At 62.4% G+C, this 16,838-nt stretch carries 14 protein-coding genes, 1 tRNA gene, 1 other RNA gene and 1 pseudogene; 14 read left to right on the top strand and 3 right to left on the bottom strand.

The genetic code is table 11. The annotated features are described in order from the left end of the window. The first annotated feature begins 347 nt into the window (after positions 1–347). The 8 genes from AB1411_03000 to AB1411_03035 all read left to right on the top strand — a co-directional run bounded on the left by AB1411_03000 (position 348) and on the right by AB1411_03035 (position 9,454). Positions 348–581: an Arc family DNA-binding protein gene (locus AB1411_03000; protein MEW6542560.1), complete on the top strand. Its 234-nt coding sequence runs from the start codon at positions 348–350 to the stop codon at positions 579–581. Continuing rightward, positions 578–1,009: a type II toxin-antitoxin system VapC family toxin gene (locus AB1411_03005; protein ID MEW6542561.1), complete on the top strand. Its 432-nt coding sequence runs from the start codon at positions 578–580 to the stop codon at positions 1,007–1,009. Before AB1411_03000 ends, AB1411_03005 begins: the two co-directional genes overlap by 4 nt. A gap of 583 nt (positions 1,010–1,592) precedes the next feature. After that, positions 1,593–2,243, top strand: a complete 651-nt coding sequence (locus tag AB1411_03010) for a hypothetical protein (protein ID MEW6542562.1) — start codon at positions 1,593–1,595, stop codon at positions 2,241–2,243. Further along, entirely contained in the window at positions 2,215–5,088 is a 2,874-nt protein-coding gene (locus AB1411_03015) for a hypothetical protein (protein MEW6542563.1), read from the top strand. The genes AB1411_03010 and AB1411_03015 overlap by 29 nt, the downstream gene beginning before the upstream one ends. A 62-nt stretch (positions 5,089–5,150) precedes the next feature. Beyond that, positions 5,151–5,483 (top strand): hypothetical protein, encoded by a 333-nt coding sequence (locus tag AB1411_03020; GenBank protein ID MEW6542564.1) that lies wholly within the window; start codon positions 5,151–5,153, stop codon positions 5,481–5,483. A gap of 156 nt (positions 5,484–5,639) precedes the next feature. Beyond that, the gene (gene dnaG / locus AB1411_03025; GenBank protein MEW6542565.1) at positions 5,640–7,469 is read left to right on the top strand and encodes a DNA primase; all 1,830 of its coding nucleotides are present in this window, start codon (positions 5,640–5,642) and stop codon (positions 7,467–7,469) included. Positions 7,470–7,491: 22 nt separating this feature from the next. Next, positions 7,492–9,294 (top strand): RNA polymerase sigma factor RpoD, encoded by a 1,803-nt coding sequence (gene rpoD / locus AB1411_03030; protein MEW6542566.1) that lies wholly within the window; start codon positions 7,492–7,494, stop codon positions 9,292–9,294. Between the two features lie 83 nt (positions 9,295–9,377). Then, a tRNA-Ile gene (locus AB1411_03035) sits at positions 9,378–9,454 on the top strand. A 287-nt stretch (positions 9,455–9,741) separates the two neighbouring features. On the opposite strand, the gene AB1411_03040 is transcribed toward AB1411_03035, so the two are convergent. Beyond that, complete coding sequence (locus tag AB1411_03040; GenBank protein MEW6542567.1) at positions 9,742–10,167, bottom strand: response regulator; 426 nt, start codon at positions 10,165–10,167, stop codon at positions 9,742–9,744. Between the two features lie 645 nt (positions 10,168–10,812). Here AB1411_03040 and AB1411_03045 point away from each other — a divergent pair. From AB1411_03045 to AB1411_03060, 4 genes are all read left to right on the top strand, one after another. Beyond that, positions 10,813–11,010 (top strand): hypothetical protein, encoded by a 198-nt coding sequence (locus tag AB1411_03045; protein ID MEW6542568.1) that lies wholly within the window; start codon positions 10,813–10,815, stop codon positions 11,008–11,010. A gap of 18 nt (positions 11,011–11,028) precedes the next feature. Further along, positions 11,029–11,589, top strand: coding sequence for a hypothetical protein (locus AB1411_03050; GenBank protein ID MEW6542569.1), 561 nt, complete (start codon positions 11,029–11,031; stop codon positions 11,587–11,589). 541 nt (positions 11,590–12,130) lie between these two features. Then, positions 12,131–12,421 (top strand): hypothetical protein, encoded by a 291-nt coding sequence (locus AB1411_03055; protein MEW6542570.1) that lies wholly within the window; start codon positions 12,131–12,133, stop codon positions 12,419–12,421. 93 nt (positions 12,422–12,514) lie between these two features. Next, positions 12,515–13,276, top strand: a complete 762-nt coding sequence (locus AB1411_03060; GenBank protein MEW6542571.1) for a C4-type zinc ribbon domain-containing protein — start codon at positions 12,515–12,517, stop codon at positions 13,274–13,276. 2 nt (positions 13,277–13,278) lie between these two features. Here AB1411_03060 and rnhC read toward each other — a convergent pair whose 3' ends face one another. Then, positions 13,279–13,947: a ribonuclease HIII gene (gene rnhC, locus AB1411_03065; protein ID MEW6542572.1), complete on the bottom strand. Its 669-nt coding sequence runs from the start codon at positions 13,945–13,947 to the stop codon at positions 13,279–13,281. A gap of 119 nt (positions 13,948–14,066) precedes the next feature. Between rnhC and rnpB the strand changes: the two genes are divergently transcribed. Then, positions 14,067–14,486: RNase P RNA component class A (rnpB, locus tag AB1411_03070), an RNA gene on the top strand. Between the two features lie 18 nt (positions 14,487–14,504). Here the strand turns inward: rnpB and AB1411_03075 are convergent. Further along, positions 14,505–14,801, bottom strand: a pseudogene (locus tag AB1411_03075) (glutaredoxin family protein). Positions 14,802–15,008: 207 nt separating this feature from the next. On the opposite strand from AB1411_03075, the gene ilvB reads away from it, so the two are divergent. Next, positions 15,009–16,784 (top strand): biosynthetic-type acetolactate synthase large subunit, encoded by a 1,776-nt coding sequence (gene ilvB, locus AB1411_03080; GenBank protein ID MEW6542573.1) that lies wholly within the window; start codon positions 15,009–15,011, stop codon positions 16,782–16,784. Positions 16,785–16,838 lie beyond the last annotated feature (54 nt).

The following is a 16,838-nucleotide window of genomic DNA, read 5'->3' on the forward strand; positions in this document are numbered from 1 at the left end:
CCAAGCGGGGCCTGTCGCCGAGCACCCCATCCGTCCTCGCTTCGCCCATCCCCCCGTGGGGGCCTTTCAACTCTCTGGTCTCTTGTCGGCTAGATGACACGGAATAACCGTTGGCACACCGCAGGTGCTCACCCCCTCCGCTGCGGGCAGCCTGGGGCCCTGCTCGGCGCCACCCGCCCGGTGAAATTCCGATCCAGCCGAGGCTAAAAAACGAGAAGTGACGGGGCCAGGCAGATTCCAAGCCTGGCCCCTGGTTTGCGGTCAACCCCGATCCGGACGAAGTGACGGATTGACGCCCGCTTGGGTTGATGCTAGCATTGTGCTAGCATGCTGAGGAGGGTGGAGCCATGGCACAAGTACTTGTCCGACAGCTTGACGACAAGGTCGTGGAGCGGTTGAAACGCCGGGCCAAAGAGCATGGCCGGTCCTTGCAGTCCGAAGTCAAGACGATCCTGGAGGAGGCTGCGCCGGACTACGAAGCGGCGTGGAGGCGGATCGAGCGATTTCGAAGCCGGCTCAAACGGTCGGGGCGTCGGTTCAGTGACAGCGCCGAACTCCTCCGCGAGGATCGGGACCGGTGAACCGTTATGTGGTGGATGCCAGCGTCGCGATCAAATGGTTCATCCCCGAGCGGCTTTCCGAGGCGGCGGGTCGGCTCCGCCAGGCGAACCACAGCTTGTCGGTACCGGCCTTCTTTTGGCTCGAAATCGGGAACGTTCTCGCCAAGAAGATTCGCCGGGGCGAGATCACCGGAGAAGAAGGCGACTTCATTCTGAAAGAACTTCGGCAGTTGCCGTTCCGGCGGCATGCCGATGAGAGGCTGTTCCGCTCTGCCTACGCCCTTGCGTTGCAGACGCAACGCAGCCTGTACGATTGCCTGTATCTGGCCTTGGCCGAAGTCATTGACGGGCGCATGGTTACCGCGGACCGCAAGTTCTACGCGGCGCTCATGGCCGGGGAACAGGGCCGACGGCTGCTCTGGGTTGAGGATCTGCCGCAGGCGACCTGAGAAAGCTTGCCGCGGCTGACGAATGGCTGAAGGAAGAACCGGGCGGGGCCTGTCGCCGAGCACCCCGTCCGTCCTCGCTTCGCCCATCCCCCCGTGGGGGCCTTTCAACTCTCTGGTCTCTTGTCGGCTAGATGACACGGAATAACCGTTGGCACACCGCAGGGTGCTCACCCCCTCCGCTGCGGGCAGCCTGGGGCCCTGCTCGGCGCCACCCGCCCGGCGAAACACCGTTCCATCCGCGGCGAAAAAGGAAAGGTATCGCGATGCAGGACCGGCCACCCAGTTGAAGTAACCTCGCACTAAGAATAAAAAAAGTAGAAAGGCGACGAGTCGCTTATTGGGACCCGTCGCCTTTCGTCGCGGTGAAGCACCGCGCCTCATTTGGAGCTTCGGCCTCGGCGGGTTGACACGATTCGCAACAAGACGTAGCCTGTTGCTGCCTCACCACTGCCGCTGATAAGGAGCCCGTTTTCTTTCGTCCGACACTGTCTTTCAGGGCAGGTTCTGGGTTTCTATGGAATCAGGACCTTCGGCAAGCACGTCGCCTCCATTCTCCACCGGAAGTTACTGGACCCGTAACCGTATGGAACTATTAGCGTGGTTTCGACGGAATGCTCCTTCCTTGGGAGAACTCTATGAAGGCGCGGTCAAGATGTTGTTCGAGAACACCATACCTGGGCGCACTCGCTTCATTGCTCATGCTGTTCGGGATATTCGAAACAGGCTTCCAGAGGTCATATCAGGTCTCAAGGGTGGAGCCCGCTTCGAGTGGAAGCAGCACTTGGATGAGCTCACAGACGCGTGGCAAAAAGCAGGGTTCTCCTTGGATAGCTCATTACCAGTTACTATGACCCAAAGTGGTACTTCCTCGGATTCTCGATCATCCAATGTTACATTGCCGCCGCATCTTTTTCGTAGGATTGCAAAGATGCTCGAGGAGTATTCTCGCACGCGCGAGACAAGAAGATCAGCAGCCATCAGGCTTTTTGAGGGTTGTGCTCCAGAGAACAAGCAACAAAAAGATGCCCTCGAACCGATAGTCAGCCAATGGATGGACATCACCGAGTGGTTTGTCAACACAGTACACGACTCTGGTCAGCCTGATGGCGATTATGATTGTGCTGAGTTTACGAGGCATTTCCTTCTGTTCGAAGACACTTTAATAGCGCTACTAGGTCAATTCTTTACGACTATCAAAGGACTCGATGAGATCCTGGAAGACACCAACTCCTGAGCAGGTTGATAGGGCCATCGCTCTTCTCGCTCACCCAGAACTGCGTCGGTACTTCTTCGACCGGCTTGAGAATCCTCACTGGCTTGAACCGCTGAAGCAAAAAGGATTCTTTGGGCATCCGCCCGCGGTTGTGAGAGACGAGGGAAAAGGGACTGTTCGATTTCCTCCATGGCCAGAATCGCGGTATTTAGCCCGCATGGCAGTGCATAATCCAGCAAAGGTGCTCGAGATAGCGCTATCGATCGAGACGGATAACATCCGCGTCAATGAAGATCTTTTGGACGCAGCGCTTGCAATGCCCGCCGAGATGGCAGCCACGCTAGCGTCGAAGGCACCAGCATGGATAGAAAGGCCATATTCCCCTTTTTGGCCAGAGAAGTTCGGTGATCTGGTCGGGCATCTGGCGCGGGGCAATCAAGTGGAGGTCGCCCTGACACTGGCGCAGAAGTTACTCGCCGTTCTACCGAGCCAGGGAGCCCTTTCTCAGGCGCGAGCGCGATTCGAGGCCTGGCATTACGAAGGCATCCTTGAGAAGAACCTTCCCGACCTGATCGCGGCGGCGGGAGTGCGTGCCTTGAATCTTCTGTGCGATCTCCTCAACAGCGCTATGCAGTTGTCCCGCGAACACATAGACGAGGAGGGAGGTGAGGACTACTCATACATCTGGCGACCTGCAATCGAAGGTGAGAGACACAGGGGCTTTCATGAGATCAGAGACCTCTTGGTTTCAGCAGTCAGGGATGCCGCTATACAGATAGTCCGGAAGGATCAAACGTTGCTCGCATCGGTACTCGACGAGTTGGAGCGGAGACCCTGGAAAATCTTCCGGCGGATTGGACTGCATGTTTCGCGTTCATTCCCGGGCAGTGAACCGGACTTGGTGCGATCGAGGCTTATGAATCGGACCCTGTTCGAAGACCGCGGGACCCAGCGCGAATACGCTCTTATGTTAAGGAATCGGTTTAGCCTTCTCTCTGCGGATGACCAGACGGAGGTCTTAGGCTGGATAGAGCAAGGGCCCGACCTCGATCGGTTTTGGGAGAGCCGGAAGGCTTGGGGAGAACAAATACCGACCGAAGAGGAGTCAGCGGCCTATGCGGGGCAATGGCGCCTCAGGCGCCTAAGGTGGATTCGAGACTCACTACCCACGGAATGGAAGCAGCGGTACGACGCCCTTGTGCAGCAGTTCGGAGAACCGCAGGACCCGGAAATGGTCCCAAGAGCCGAGGCTGTAAGGGTTGGTCCACGAGCTCCGAAAAGTCAAGAGGAGCTTGGCGCAATGTCTGCTACCGAGGTGATCGCTTATTTGAAGTCGTGGCTTCCGTCTGACGATGCACTTGGTCCTTCACCAGAAGGGCTAGGGAGGCAATTAAAGAACGTCGTCGCTGCTGAGCCGGATCGCTTTGCCCAGAGCGCATTCAGTTTTCGGGAGGTTGATCCGACATATGTCCGCGCGGTTTTGGAGGGCCTCCATGATGCAGCAAGGGAAAGACCGTTTCCCTGGGAGCCCGTACTTGATCTGTGTTTGTGGGTTGTCACTCAACCGAGGGAGATAGAAGGCCGGACCGTGAGGAAGTGGGATGCTGATCCAGACTGGGGGGCGACACGCTCTGCAATAGCAAGGCTTCTATCGGTAGGGCTTCAAGAAGGACAATATGAACTTCCGATGTCCCTACGTACCAAGGTTTGGAAGATTCTCTGGGAGTTGACGGAGGACCCCGAACCGTCACCACAGTACGAGAGAGAATTCGGTGGGACCAATATGGACCCAGTGGCTATGTCCATTAACACAGTGCGGGGAGAAGCCATGCACACTGTGGTGCGTTATGCCCTTTGGGTCCGTCGCTACATTGCGAAAGCTGAGGACGCTGAACAACGAATTACACGTGGCTTCGGAGAGATGCCTGAGGTGACGGAGGTTCTTGAAGCGCATCTAGATCCAGCACATGATCCTTCTCTTGCAGTTCGCGCTGTTTATGGTGAGTGGCTTCCTTGGCTTGTGCTCCTTGACCGTGGATGGACCACCGACAACCTGAGCAGGATATTCCCGGACAACGACAATCAAAGGAACTTTCGAGATGCCGCATGGGAAGCGTACATTGTCTTTTGCCAGCCATATGACGACGCTTTTTATGTAATAAAGGATGTATATGCTCGCGCTGTCGAGCGAATTGGCACGGTTGCTGCCGATAGTCGGCATCGTGGTGACCCGGATCAGCATCTCGCTGAGCACTTGATGGTTTTCTATTGGCGAGGCAAGCTGGATGTTAATGAGCAAGGGGGGGTACTGGGAAGATTTTACGAAAAGGCGCCAGATTCGCTTCGGGCGCATGCGATTGAGTTCATAGGGCGCAGCCTGAGTAACACCGAAGGTGCTGTGGAGGCAGGGGTCCTTGACCGACTTCGATCCATTTGGGCCATACGCCTTGGTTCCGCGCGCGCGGCGTCAAATCGTGAGACGCATGCTGGAGAGATGGCTGCGTTTGGGTGGTGGTTTGCCTCAGGTAAGTTTGACGACCCATGGGCGGTCGAACAATTGTTCGCTGCGCTCTCTTTGATACGAAAAATCGATGCAGGCTGGCTGGTTCTAGAGAGACTTGCTGCCCTAGCAGAGGCTATGCCCAATGAGAGTGTTCGATGTGCATTGCTGATGATTGAAGGGGATTTGAAGGGCTGGGAAATTCACGGCTGGCGAAACGAGTTGCGTGCCATATTGTCCACTGTTATTCGGAGCACTCGCCCCAACGCTCTCCAAGGAGCGGTAGAGCTCGTCAATCGTTTAGGTGCCAAAGGGTTTCTTGAGTTCAGAGATTTGCTCCCATCGGGTGACTTATCGCTAGACTGAAGAAAGCATGCTAGAAGTCATTGTTATGTGAAGCTAGGCGGACGAGTGGGCGTTGAGGGGTTTTGGCGAATAGTGGCGAAGAATCCGAGGAGAAGGCCCTGCTCCAGACGTTGAGGTCATTGACGAACGACGAGAAACGCTTCACGAGGGACGGGGGCGGCTTTTTTGCCGAGCTGGTTGAGGAGGGACAACCTATGGAGCTGGAAGAGGCCAGAGCGCGGATCGAGGCGGCCATCGGGCAGTACGGGCAGCGGGCGGCCAACGCGATCGAGTTGGTGATCAACGAGGTGCGCTCGGACCTCGGCGCGGCGGCCGTGAACGAGCTGATTGACGAATTCGACCTGGAGCTCCAGTACAACATCGCGCCCCTGGAATCGGACTATTCGAACTTCTGACCGACCCCCCCGTCCTTCCTTTCCCGCCCTTCCCGCGCCATTGACTTCCCCGTCACCCGTCTGTTAAATTGCAAGGTCAATTTTTCTGGATTTTCAAGCCCTTCCACTTCGACTGGCTCGGTTCATCACGGCACGGGATCACAGGAGCGGATTGGCGTGAGCCAGGGCCTCATTCCGGAAGACGTTCTCAACCACATCCGGGAACGAGCGGACATCGCGCAGGTCGTGTCCGACTACGTGACCCTCTCCCGGGCCGGGCAGAACCTCAAGGGGCTCTGCCCCTTCCACAGCGAGAAGACCCCCTCCTTCACGGTCAGCCCCTCCAGGCAGATGTTCCACTGTTTCGGCTGCGGGGTGGGCGGGAACGTCTTCACGTTCCTGATGAAGATCGAGGGGATGGAGTTCCCGGAGGCCGCGCGCGAGTTGGGGCGTCGCACGGGGGTGGCCATTCCCGAGACCCGCGGGGGCCAAGCGCAGAGCCGCGGGGACCGGCAGAAGCTGGAGCAGATTCACGAGGCGGCGGCGGCCTGGTTCCGGCGGAACCTGGAGGAGGGGGAGACCGGCAAAGAGGCCCGGGCCTATCTCGCCCGGCGCGGGATCACTCAGGAGACCATCGAGGCCTTCGGCGTGGGCGTCGCGCCGCCCGCCTGGGACGGGTTGATCCGCAGCCTGGGCCAGGCCGGTTACAAGCCTGCCGACCTGGCTGCGGCCGGCCTGGCCGTGCCGCGGGAGCGGGACGGGAAGGGCCAGCCAGGCGCGGCCGGCTACTACGACCGGTTCCGCGGGCGCGTGATGTTTCCGATCCGGGATCTCCGGCAGCGGGTCATCGCCTTCGGCGGGCGCGTGCTGGACGATGCGGTCCCCAAGTACCTGAACTCGCCGGACACGCCGCTCTTCAACAAGGGGCGGAACCTCTACGCCCTCGACCAGGCGCGCGAGGCAGCCGGGCGGGCGGACACCCTCGTGATCGTGGAAGGCTATTTCGACGCGATCGCGCTGCACCAGGCCGGAGTCCGGAACGTGGCCGCGACGCTGGGCACGGCGCTGACGCCCGAGCACGTGCAAACGCTCCGGCGGTTCGTCAAGCGGCTCGTGTTGCTCTTCGACCCGGATCCGGCCGGCGTGCGGGCGGCGCTGCGGACGTTGGACCTCTTCGTCGGCAGCGGGATGGGCGTGCGGGTCGTGTCGCTGCCGGCCGGCGAGGACCCAGACACATACATCCGCAAGACCGGGGCCGAGGCCTTCCTCCAATTGCAGGACCGGGCCCCCAGCCTGCTGGACTTTTCGGTCGAGCACAGTCTGCAGCAGGCGGCGTCCGGACTGCTGGAGGACCGGATCAGGAGCGTGGACGAAATTCTGCGGATTCTCCAGCGGACCGCCAACCGGATCGAGAAGGAGGAATGCACCCGCCGCGTGGCGGAGCGGCTGGGCATCGGCCAGCAGCGGCTGATCGAGCGGTACCCGGAGCTCCTGCCCAAGGAAGACCGTCGCGCTTCCCGACCCGCTCCCAGGCCGCAGGCCGCCGCGGCCGAGCCGCGGTTCAAGGCCAGCCCGGAGGAGCGGGACCTGGTCCACCTCCTCCTGCACGGCAAGCTGAGCGCCGCCCACGTCCGCTCCCTTTCGCCCGAGTCGTTCTCCGTGCCGGCCTGCCGCCGCCTCGTGGAGCTCGCGCTCGCACACCTGGACCGGGACGGCCGGGTCCTGGTCCGGCCGCTGCTGGACGCGGCGATGGCCGAGCCCCGGTGCGCGGCCGTCGCGACCGAGCTCTCCCTGCGGGACTGCCACGTGGACGACCTGAACGAGTACATCGCCGGCTGTCTGGAGACGCTGGAGCGGAAGCGGCACGAGCTGGCGCTGAACGAGCTGATCGTCAAGCTGCGCGCGGCCGAGCGGGAGGGGCGGGCCGAGGACGTGCGGCGGCTGAATGCCCAGGTCAACGATCTGCGGATGCGGAAGGCGGGCGTGCAGCACGCTCCGACCGTGTAAGGGGAGTGTCGAAGGAGTACCCATGCCGAAAGAAGAGTTGCTGATCGAAGTCAAGAAGCTGATCTCCCGCGGGAAGGAAAAGGGCTACCTGACCTACGAGGAGCTGAACAGCACGCTGCCGGCCGAGATGGTGTCCTCGGACCAGCTCGGCAGCATCATGGCCATGTTCAGCGAGATGGACATCGAGATCGTCGAATCCACGGAAGGGGACCGCTTCCAGAAGGCGGCCGACGGGGACGAATCGGGTGAGGAGGCCGAGGAGGGGGAGGAGTCCGAGGAGAACGAGAAGGAGATCGACCTGACCCCCGGCGTCCTCAGCCGGACCGACGATCCGGTGCGGCTGTACCTGAAGGAGATGGGCAGCGTCGCGCTGCTCAGCCGCGAGGGCGAAATCGAGATCGCGAAGCGCATCGAGGAGGGCAAGAAGGAGATCGCCTCGATCGTGTTCGGGATGCCGATGTCCATCCAGTTCGTCCTGGCGCTGCGGGAGAAGCTCAAGGCCGGCAAGATCGGCATCCGCGAGCTCGTGCCGGTGGCCGAGGAGGAGTTCGAGGACGAGGAGGCGAGCGAGCGCGACGATGAGGAGCTGCGCACCCGCACGCTGGACGCGCTCGGCAAGGTCCGCAAGGTGTCCCAGACGCTGATGGGCCTCTACGGCCAGAGCCGCCGGACCTCCAACAGCCCGGCGAAGCTCCAGCGCATCAGGAGCCAGATCAAGGACGTGCGCCAGCAGGTGGTCGAGAAGATGGAGTCGGTCAACCTGCACCAGGCCATCAAGGACAAGATGGTCCAGCGCGTGCGGGACATCGCGCAGGACATCCGGGCGGCGGAGCGGGAGATCGCCCACTGCCAGCGGAAGCTGGGCGTGCCCGGGGAGGCGGGGCTGGAATGTCTGCGCCGCTTGAACCGGGGCCGGCGCGATTTCCTCGCGGTGAAGCGCAAGGCCGGCCTGTCCGAGGAGGTTCTCCAGGAGGTCAAGAAGTCGTTCCTGGCGGCGCGCAGCCGCATCCGCCAGCTCGAGACCGACGAAGCGCTCGTCTCTTCGGACGAGATCAAGGAAGCGGTCCGGCACCTGGATGTGGCCGCGGAGAAGGTCAAGCGGGGGAAGGCGGAGCTGGTCGAGGCCAACCTGCGGCTGGTGGTCAGCATCGCCAAGAAATACACGAACCGGGGCCTCCAGTTCCTGGACCTCATCCAGGAGGGGAACATCGGCCTGATGAAGGCGGTGGACAAGTTCGAGTACAAGCGCGGCTACAAGTTCAGCACCTACGCGACTTGGTGGATCCGCCAGGCCATCACGCGCGCGATCGCCGACCAGGCCCGGACGATCCGGATTCCCGTCCACATGATCGAGACCATCAACAAGCTGATCCGGACCTCGCGGCACCTGGTGCAGCAGCTCGGGCGCGAGCCGACGCCCGAGGAGATCGCGGAGCGGATGGACCTGCCCCTGGACAAGGTCCGCAAGATCCTCAAGATCGCCCGCGAGCCGATCTCGCTGGAGACGCCGATCGGGGAGGAAGAGGACAGCCATCTGGGCGATTTCATCGAGGACAAGAAGGCCGTCTCCCCGCTGGAGGCCGCCATCCGCTACGACCTCCAGCGCCAGATCAACAGCGCGCTGGAGACGCTGACCCCGCGCGAGGAAAAGGTGCTGCGCAAGCGCTTCGGCATCGGAGAGAGCACCGACCACACGCTCGAGGAGGTCGGCCAGGACTTCGAGGTGACCCGGGAGCGCATCCGGCAGATCGAGGCCAAGGCGCTCCGCAAGCTGCGCCACCCCAGCCGGAGCAAGAAGCTCCGGAGCTTCGTCGAGAGCCTCTGAACCGTGAAACGTGAATCGTGGAGCGTAAAACGTAGGGAGAAGCGGAGTCTCACGCCTTACGGTTCACGTCTCACGGCGGAAACGGGCCCATAGCTCAGGTGGTCAGAGCGGCTGACTCATAATCAGTTGGTCCCAGGTTCGAGTCCTGGTGGGCCCACCATCCCAACCTTCGGTTGAGCCGCGCGCTCTTCATCGCTGTATCGCAACTGTCGCGCGCGGATAAAACCTTCCAGTGTTCCAGCCTTGATCCGCGGCTTCGTGAACCCGGCGGCCACTTCCCGACGGGGGTGGCCGCCGGAACCTTCAAGTAAACTCCTTCTTCCCTTTCGAGGTATCTTCAATTCATTGTGAGCATGACCTGGAACTGCGCCTTGCCGCTCACCCTGCGGTCGTGGGCGGCAGCTTTCCAAGCGAATTTAGCGGGGGCAATGGAAGGACCTTGACCGGTTAGCTTGTCGGTCCGGAGCGTATTGAAAAAGTCCGAGCCGACCAGCGCTCCCCCGGCAGGCCGACCGATTGACTCAACCACTGTCCCAACTCCTTTTCTTTGATCGGCTGGGGGAGCACCGTTTCGGTCCCTTGATAGGTCTCGAGGCCCTCGGCCGTGGACGCATCCGATCCTTTCACCAGCAGAAGAACCGGCAAGAGCATGCCCCGCTCCCGAAGAAATCTGCGCACTTCAGAATGGCGGTTGGCCGGTGGATCGACATCGAGCAACAGTCCGTCGAAATGCCAGCGTTGGAGCATCATCAAGGCCTCGCTCTGGTTGGCGACAGTCCGGAACCCGTACCCAAGCCCGAACAATAAATCTTCGAGCCTCTCTCTGGTATCCGGATTGCGCGCGACGATCAGGAGGTTCTTGGGCGTTGTCATCGCGTAGGCCCCTCCGTTGCGGATTTCGGATGGAGAGGATTTCGCAAGAGCTGTGCCCTGAGAGGATTCTTTGTTCCATCCCTGTTTAGCTTTTGGGGATGAGACAACTCCGTCCGTTTTTGTACAAAGCGATCCGGTTGGGGAAAGGAAGAATGCGGAGACTCCGATCAACCTTGGCCCCTGCTCAAAAGGCAGGTTCTGAGGCAATTGGCAACAGGAGGCTCGTTCCTCACTGACCTCAAATGCCTCATTCTTGTTGGTTCCTGTTTGATCCTGCCCGATGCCGCCCGGACGCATTCCGTTGATTTACTTGCCGCGGTCTCTTTTGGTTGTGCGTGGCACTCAGGATGCTCTTATCCCGCCGAGTCCGAGGATCTCGGAGGCCGGCATGGAGGATGCTATGGCTCAGCGCGCAGCAGTTGCCGACCGGATTCGGGACGCGGTCTCTCAAGCTCCTGGTTGCCTCCTCGACGATTTGGTCTCCGCCTGCTCGGATCTCACCTGGAATCAAATCTTCCTCGGGATCGATCATTTGGCCCGAACCGGGCACCTCCGGCTCAAGCCCGTTGGGCCGGGGCGCTACAGGGTTTGGCTGTCGGAGAGCCAGTGCCGTGATCGGCTGCCCTTTGATCGCGGTGGACCGGCATGAAGACGCGTCCGAAGATCGTGCGACGCGCCGTTCCGCCCAGGTGCGACCGTTGCGGCGGTCTCCTGGTGTTTGAATGGATCGGCGAGCTGAACGGCGATGACGGAACCTGGCGCTGCGTGATCTGCGGAGAGCGGATCGATCCGGTGGTCGTCGCCCACCGCCGCGAGATGGCGGCTCACGAGCCGCGCCGGTAGGGATTCTTGCGGCAGGCCATGACCGGGAGGTACGAGATGCGAGGGGGCGGATTGGCGTTGTGGATGCTGCTGGTCTCGACGGTCCTGGCTTACGGGCCGTCTTCGCCCTTGGCGCTGGCCAAAGTCCAGGTCGTGCTGGATGCCCAAATCACGGCGGACGAGAAGACGGTGAGCGAGATCGTCGCCGCGTTCGACCAGGCCGAATCGGCCGTCCAGGCCCGTGATGTGGATACCCTCATGACCCTCTACTCGAAGCGGTACAACTACCACCGGTTGAGGAAATCCGATGCCAGAAGGCTCTGGGAGGAGATCTTTGAATACCACCGCCAACTGCACTCGACCCACTTGTTCACCCGGATCGTGACTGCTGAGTCCGGCGGAGAGCTGAGAGCGGAGGTGACCTGCACGGGAGCCCTGTGGGGGATCGGAACCGAGTCGGGTCAGAAGGTCACCATCGACAGCTGGTCCGACGAAGTCCACTACCTGGTCAAAGAGGACGGAAAATGGCGGATCATAGGCAATGCCGGGGTTGCGCCGGAGACCCCTCGGTTCGGCCATGCTCCCCATCCTCTGTTCTGAGCATCGGTCTGTCTGCCGCTCTCGAATCATGAGGAGCACTATGCCACGGGGCATGATTCTGTTCGCGGCGTTGTTACTCGCCGGATGTATCCCGACTCCCGATCGGAACCCGCCGCCCCCGAAATCGGGGATGGCCAACCGGCACGCGGCCTTTACGGAGGACCGCCTCTTTCGTTTGTCCTTGGGTCGGACAAGCGGAGTGGAGGGCACGGCAACCTTGCCGCTTGGCAGCCGGTTCCCCTCGATCTTCGGTCGGCAACCCCGCTCCTGATACGTGTCGCCCACTCCTTGCGTCGGAGGCCTGTACAGTTCTGTACAGGTTGTTGCGCCGGGGACACAGTCCGCCAACGGGCCAATCCAGATCCATCGCGTTTAGGGGCACGCTCGTTCTAACTTTTTACGAGACCGATCGTCTTTGTTCTCGCGGTCGCCATTCTGTTCCGGCGCCCTCGTTCGACCGGCCCTTCTCCGGCACGTGTTCGGCACGAATCCTGCTGCGTCCGCTTGGTTGCCGTGTGGATGGGAGGCGCGGGCCGGAGCGATGGACCGGGGAGTCAAAGGCTACTTGCGGATTACGCGGCAGTTGGGAGGGGAGCCGGCCGTGCCCGGTACCTATCTGGTGCTGTTCGTCCCGTTTGGGATGGACAAGCCGACCCTCCAGCCCTGCCCCTGCGAGGGAGAGGCGGCGCTGGCCGCCTGTCTGCACGATCTGGGTCTCGGGCCGCCCGACGCAGCAAGGTTGGCGGAGGAGGCCAAGGTTTTTGCGCGTGCCACGGTCTGGGAGCTGGAGCTCTCCGACCAGCAGGTCAGGAAGTATTGGCCCCCTGTGTGAACGTCTCTCCGTCCTTCTCTCGCCGCCCCTTGCAACCGGGTCCGCCTTCGAGTTACGATGGCTCTCCTCCTTAGTTGTTGCCCAGAGGCGCTGTTGAACCCGCAGCTTCAGCCGCTCATCGAACTGCAGACCCTTGATCTCCGGATCGGCGAGATCAGGGAACACCAGCGAAAAGCCCCGGACCTCCTCTCCGCCGCGGAAGCCCCCCTCCGCGACGCGACCGCGATGCTCAAGGACGCGACCGCCGCCACCGAGACGCTCGGCAAGGAACGCCGCGATCGGGAGCGGGATCTGGAGGCCCAGGAGGCCCAGATCGAGAAACTCAAGGGCCGCCTCTCCGAGCTCAAGACCAACAAGGAGTACCAGGCGCACCTCTTCGAGATCGAGATGGCGAACAAGAAGAAGGGGGAGATCGAGGAGCAGATCCTCGTGCTCATGGAGCGGATCGAGGCCCAGCAGCGGGCTCTGAAGGAAGCCAAGGCCAAGGTGGCGGACGCCGAGCGGCTGTTCGCCCAGGAGAAGGCCAGGCTGGAGGCCGAGTCCGCCGGTCTGGTGACCGAACTGGCCCAGTTGGAGCAGAAGCAGGCGACCCTTGCGACGACGTTGGACCGGGAGTTGCTCGACCGCTACGGCAAGCTCAAGGCCATGCGCAAGGACCTCGCCGTGGTGCCGGTCAAGAACGGCACCTGCTCCGGCTGCCGTCTGCAACTGCCCCCCCAACTGGTTGCCGAGGTCAAGCGGTCAGACGAGATGAATGCCTGCCCCTATTGCCACCGGATTCTCTACTGGGACGGGGAACCGGTGAGCGTCTCGACGAGCCAGCCCCGACAGTTCGAGGAAGAAGAAACGGTCTAGATCTAAGTCCCAGCCGACGCGGCCAGCACCGCTTGCGTCGTCTTGAAGTGGAGCTTGGCCACGGTCCCCAGCCGGTCCTTCCCGTGCTTTTTGAGGATCATCCGCGCCGCGAGCTCGACCTGCTGTGACGCGCCCTTGGGAAGCGGGAGCCCCAGTTCGTCGGCCAGACGCCTGAGCCGGGTCAGGAACTCGGCCCGGGCCAGGACCGACGCGGCGGCGACCGCCAGGTCGGCTTCCGCCTTGGGCTGCTGGATCAATCGGATCTGCTTGCCCTTCTCCAGGAGCGCGTTCTGGATGAACCGCTCGTCCCCGAACTGATCGGCGATCGCCAGCGGGCACTCCACCCGCTCCAGCAGGTTTTCGAGCGCGCGGGCGTGGCCCCAGGCGAGCAGCCGGTTCAGGTTCCTGATCTTGGCGTAGAGCTCGTTGTAGCGCTGCGGGCCGATCGCGACCACGCTGTGCGGGCAGACCTGCTTGATGTCCGGGGCCAGCTCCAGGATCCGGTTGTCGGAGATCTTCTTGCTGTCCCGCACCTGCATGAGGGTCAGGTCCGACTCAGCGGCTTCATCCACGAAGACCGCCGCGACGACCAAAGGCCCGAAATAATCGCCCTTGCCGGATTCGTCGATGCCGATCCGGCCGGTTCCCCGGTTGGGCTGTTCCGTGGTCATGGGGTGTCGTCTGAAGGTGACGGGGGCATCGGTCGGGGAGCGTACTGTAGCAGAGGCCGAAAATCCGGTCAATCGGCTTGCAACCGGATGCCTCGGCGATTATACTGAATCGGCGCGATGGAGGGGACCGGATGATCGCTGGTGGGGAGACCGCCAGAGGAAAGTCCGGACTCCGCAGGGCGGGGCGCTGGGTAACTCCCAGGCGGAGCGATCCGACACCGGCACCACAGAGAACAGACCGCCGATGGCCGGGGGTCCGCGACAGCGGGTCTCGGGATCAGGCAAGGGTGAAACGGCGGGGTAAGAGCCCACCGCGTCCGTGGCGACACGGACGGCACGGTAAGCGTCGCCCGGAGCAAGACCAAATAGGAGGGCGTCCGAGGCTCGACCATATGGGAGTCTCGGAACGGCTGGCCCGGTCAGGCCCTCGGGTAGGTCGCAGGAGGCTCGGGGCAACCCGAGCCCCAGAGAAATGATCATCCCCGTCGCAGAGACGATCTGAGGCGGGACAGAATCCGGCTTACAGGTCCCCTCCAGCGCGCCCTTTTGATCGCCCGTCGCAACTGCCCCTCCGTCACCTTGCCGGCGCAGGCCTCTCGCGCCTCGATCAGGACGACCGGGATCCGGCTCCCATACCGGGCGGCGAGCGCCGCATCCTCGTCCACGTCCACGGTGAAGAGGCTGAACGGCGTCTCGGCCTGGAGCCGGCGCGCCATCTTGGCCACGACGTGACACAGGTGGCAATCGCGTCGCGACAGGATCGTGACGCGGATCGCGTGAGGCGTCGAACGGGCGCTCGGCTGGGCCATAGCCCGGCTACCGTAGCACAGTCGCCCGACGGCCCAAAAGACCATGTCTCCGCGCAGCGAGGGCTCTCTGCCGGCGAGCCGGACAGCGGCGATTTCTATTGACTTCTCCGACAGGTCGCTGGTACGATCTGCTCTCTTTCCTATTGTTTTTTCAGAGGGATTTCACTGTCGGCCGTGACGCGCGCTTGGAGGGGCCCTCGCCTGGGGAGCGAGCCCCGAAGGGCGGCGAGCCATACATACGGGAGCGGAGCGATGAAACTCACCGGGGCTGAAATTTTCTTGGAGTCGCTCAAGCGCGAGGGGGTAAAGACCATCTTCGCCTTGCCGGGCGGCGTCGTCCTGAAGATCTTCGACGTGCTGCACCAGCAGAAGGACGTCGAGGTGGTGCTCACCCGCCACGAGCAGGGGGCGGGCCACATGGCCGAGGGCTATGCCAAGGCCACCGGCAAGGCCGGCGTGGCGCTCGTGACCTCCGGCCCCGGCATGACCAACGTGGTCACGGCTCTGGCCGACGCCTACATGGACTCGGTGCCGCTCGTCTGCTTCACCGGTCAGGTGCCGACCAGCCTGATTGGGAACGACGCCTTCCAGGAGGCGGACAACGTGGGGCTGAGCCGTCCCTGCACCAAGTACAACTTCCTCGTCAAGGACGTGAACGACCTGGCGGTCACGATCAAGGAAGCCTTCTACATCGCCACCACCGGCAGGCCGGGGCCGGTTCTCGTGGACATTCCGAAGGACGTGTCCATGAACAAGACCGACTTCAAGTACCCCAGCTCGGTCTCGATCCGGGGCTACAACCCGACCTACGAGGGAAACAAGTGGCAGATCAAGCAGGCGGCCGACGCGATCCTGAAGGCCAAGAAGCCGGTCCTCTACGTCGGCGGCGGCGTGGTCTTCTCCGGCGCCTCAGAGGAGCTTCTGGAGCTGGCCGAGCTGGCCCAGATTCCCGTGGACATGACGCTGATGGCCCTGGGGGCCTTTCCCGGCGAGCATCCGCTCTCGATGGGGATGATGGGCATGCACGGCACCTACTGGGCCAACATGGCCGTCCACTATTCGGACCTCGTGATCGCGGTGGGCGCCCGGTTCGACGACCGCGTGACCGGCAAGGTGTCGGAGTTCTGCCCCTACGCGAAGGTCATCCACATCGACATCGATCCGACCTCGATCCGGAAGAACGTCCACGTGGACATCCCGATCGTGGGGGACTGCAAGCGCGTGCTGCGGGAGCTGAACCAGATCCTGAAAGCCACGGTAAACGGGGAGCAGCGGGAACTGCGCAAGCCCTGGTGGGATCAGATCAACGAGTGGCGGCAGGCCCACCCGCTCGCGTACGAGCAGGACCCGAACGGCGCGATCAAGCCCCAGCACGTGATCAAGCGGCTCTTCGAGCTGACCAAGGACCGGGACCCGATCGTGGCCACGGACGTGGGGCAACACCAGATGTGGTCCGCCCAGTACTTCAAGCTGGCGAAGCCGCGCCGCTGGCTCACGTCCGGCGGGCTGGGGACCATGGGGTTCGGCGTGCCGGCCGCCATGGGGGCTCAGGCGGCCTTCCGGGACAAGCTGGTCCTCTGCGTGGCGGGGGACGGGAGCGTCCAGATGAACATGCAGGAACTGGCCACGGCGGTCGTGCACAAGCTGCCGATCAAGGTCGTCATCATCAACAACCGGTTCCACGGCATGGTGCGGCAGTGGCAGGACCTGTTCTACGAGGGGCGGTACGCGTCCAGCGACCTGGACACGGTGCCGGACTTCGTCAAGCTGGCCGAGGCTTACGGGGCCGTCGGACTGCGCGCGGCCAAGGTCTCGGAGGTGGACGACGTCATCAAGCAGGCGCTGGCGGCGGACAAGCCGGTGATCGTGGACGTGCCGGTGGACCGGTACGAGAACTGCTATCCGATGATCCCGGCCGGCGGGTGCAACCACGAGATGATCCTGGGCGATCCGCCCGAGCTCAAGAAAAAGCAGGCTGCCGGCGCGCCGGTGACCCCGGAGGACAAGGACACGGTGCTGACGGCATAAGAAGAAGTATGAAGTCTGAACGATGAAGGATGAAGTCAGCGTTCCGACTTCATC

This window comes from Nitrospirota bacterium (genome assembly GCA_040757595.1).
Lineage (GTDB): Bacteria > Nitrospirota > Nitrospiria > Nitrospirales > Nitrospiraceae > JBFLWP01.

Excerpts from the sequence above, each read along its gene's own strand:
- AB1411_03055 (MEW6542570.1), top strand. The coding sequence starts at position 12,131 with ATGGACCGGGGAGTCAAAGGCTACTTGCGGATTACGCGGCAGTTGGGA.
- ilvB (MEW6542573.1), top strand. The coding sequence starts at position 15,009 with ATGAAACTCACCGGGGCTGAAATTTTCTTGGAGTCGCTCAAGCGCGAG.
- AB1411_03015 (MEW6542563.1), top strand. The coding sequence starts at position 2,215 with ATGAGATCCTGGAAGACACCAACTCCTGAGCAGGTTGATAGGGCCATC.
- AB1411_03045 (MEW6542568.1), top strand. The coding sequence starts at position 10,813 with ATGAAGACGCGTCCGAAGATCGTGCGACGCGCCGTTCCGCCCAGGTGC.
- AB1411_03040 (MEW6542567.1), bottom strand. The coding sequence starts at position 10,167 with ATGACAACGCCCAAGAACCTCCTGATCGTCGCGCGCAATCCGGATACC.
- AB1411_03010 (MEW6542562.1), top strand. The coding sequence starts at position 1,593 with ATGGAACTATTAGCGTGGTTTCGACGGAATGCTCCTTCCTTGGGAGAA.
- AB1411_03050 (MEW6542569.1), top strand. The coding sequence starts at position 11,029 with ATGACCGGGAGGTACGAGATGCGAGGGGGCGGATTGGCGTTGTGGATG.
- AB1411_03000 (MEW6542560.1), top strand. The coding sequence starts at position 348 with ATGGCACAAGTACTTGTCCGACAGCTTGACGACAAGGTCGTGGAGCGG.
- rpoD (MEW6542566.1), top strand. The coding sequence starts at position 7,492 with ATGCCGAAAGAAGAGTTGCTGATCGAAGTCAAGAAGCTGATCTCCCGC.
- rnhC (MEW6542572.1), bottom strand. The coding sequence starts at position 13,947 with ATGACCACGGAACAGCCCAACCGGGGAACCGGCCGGATCGGCATCGAC.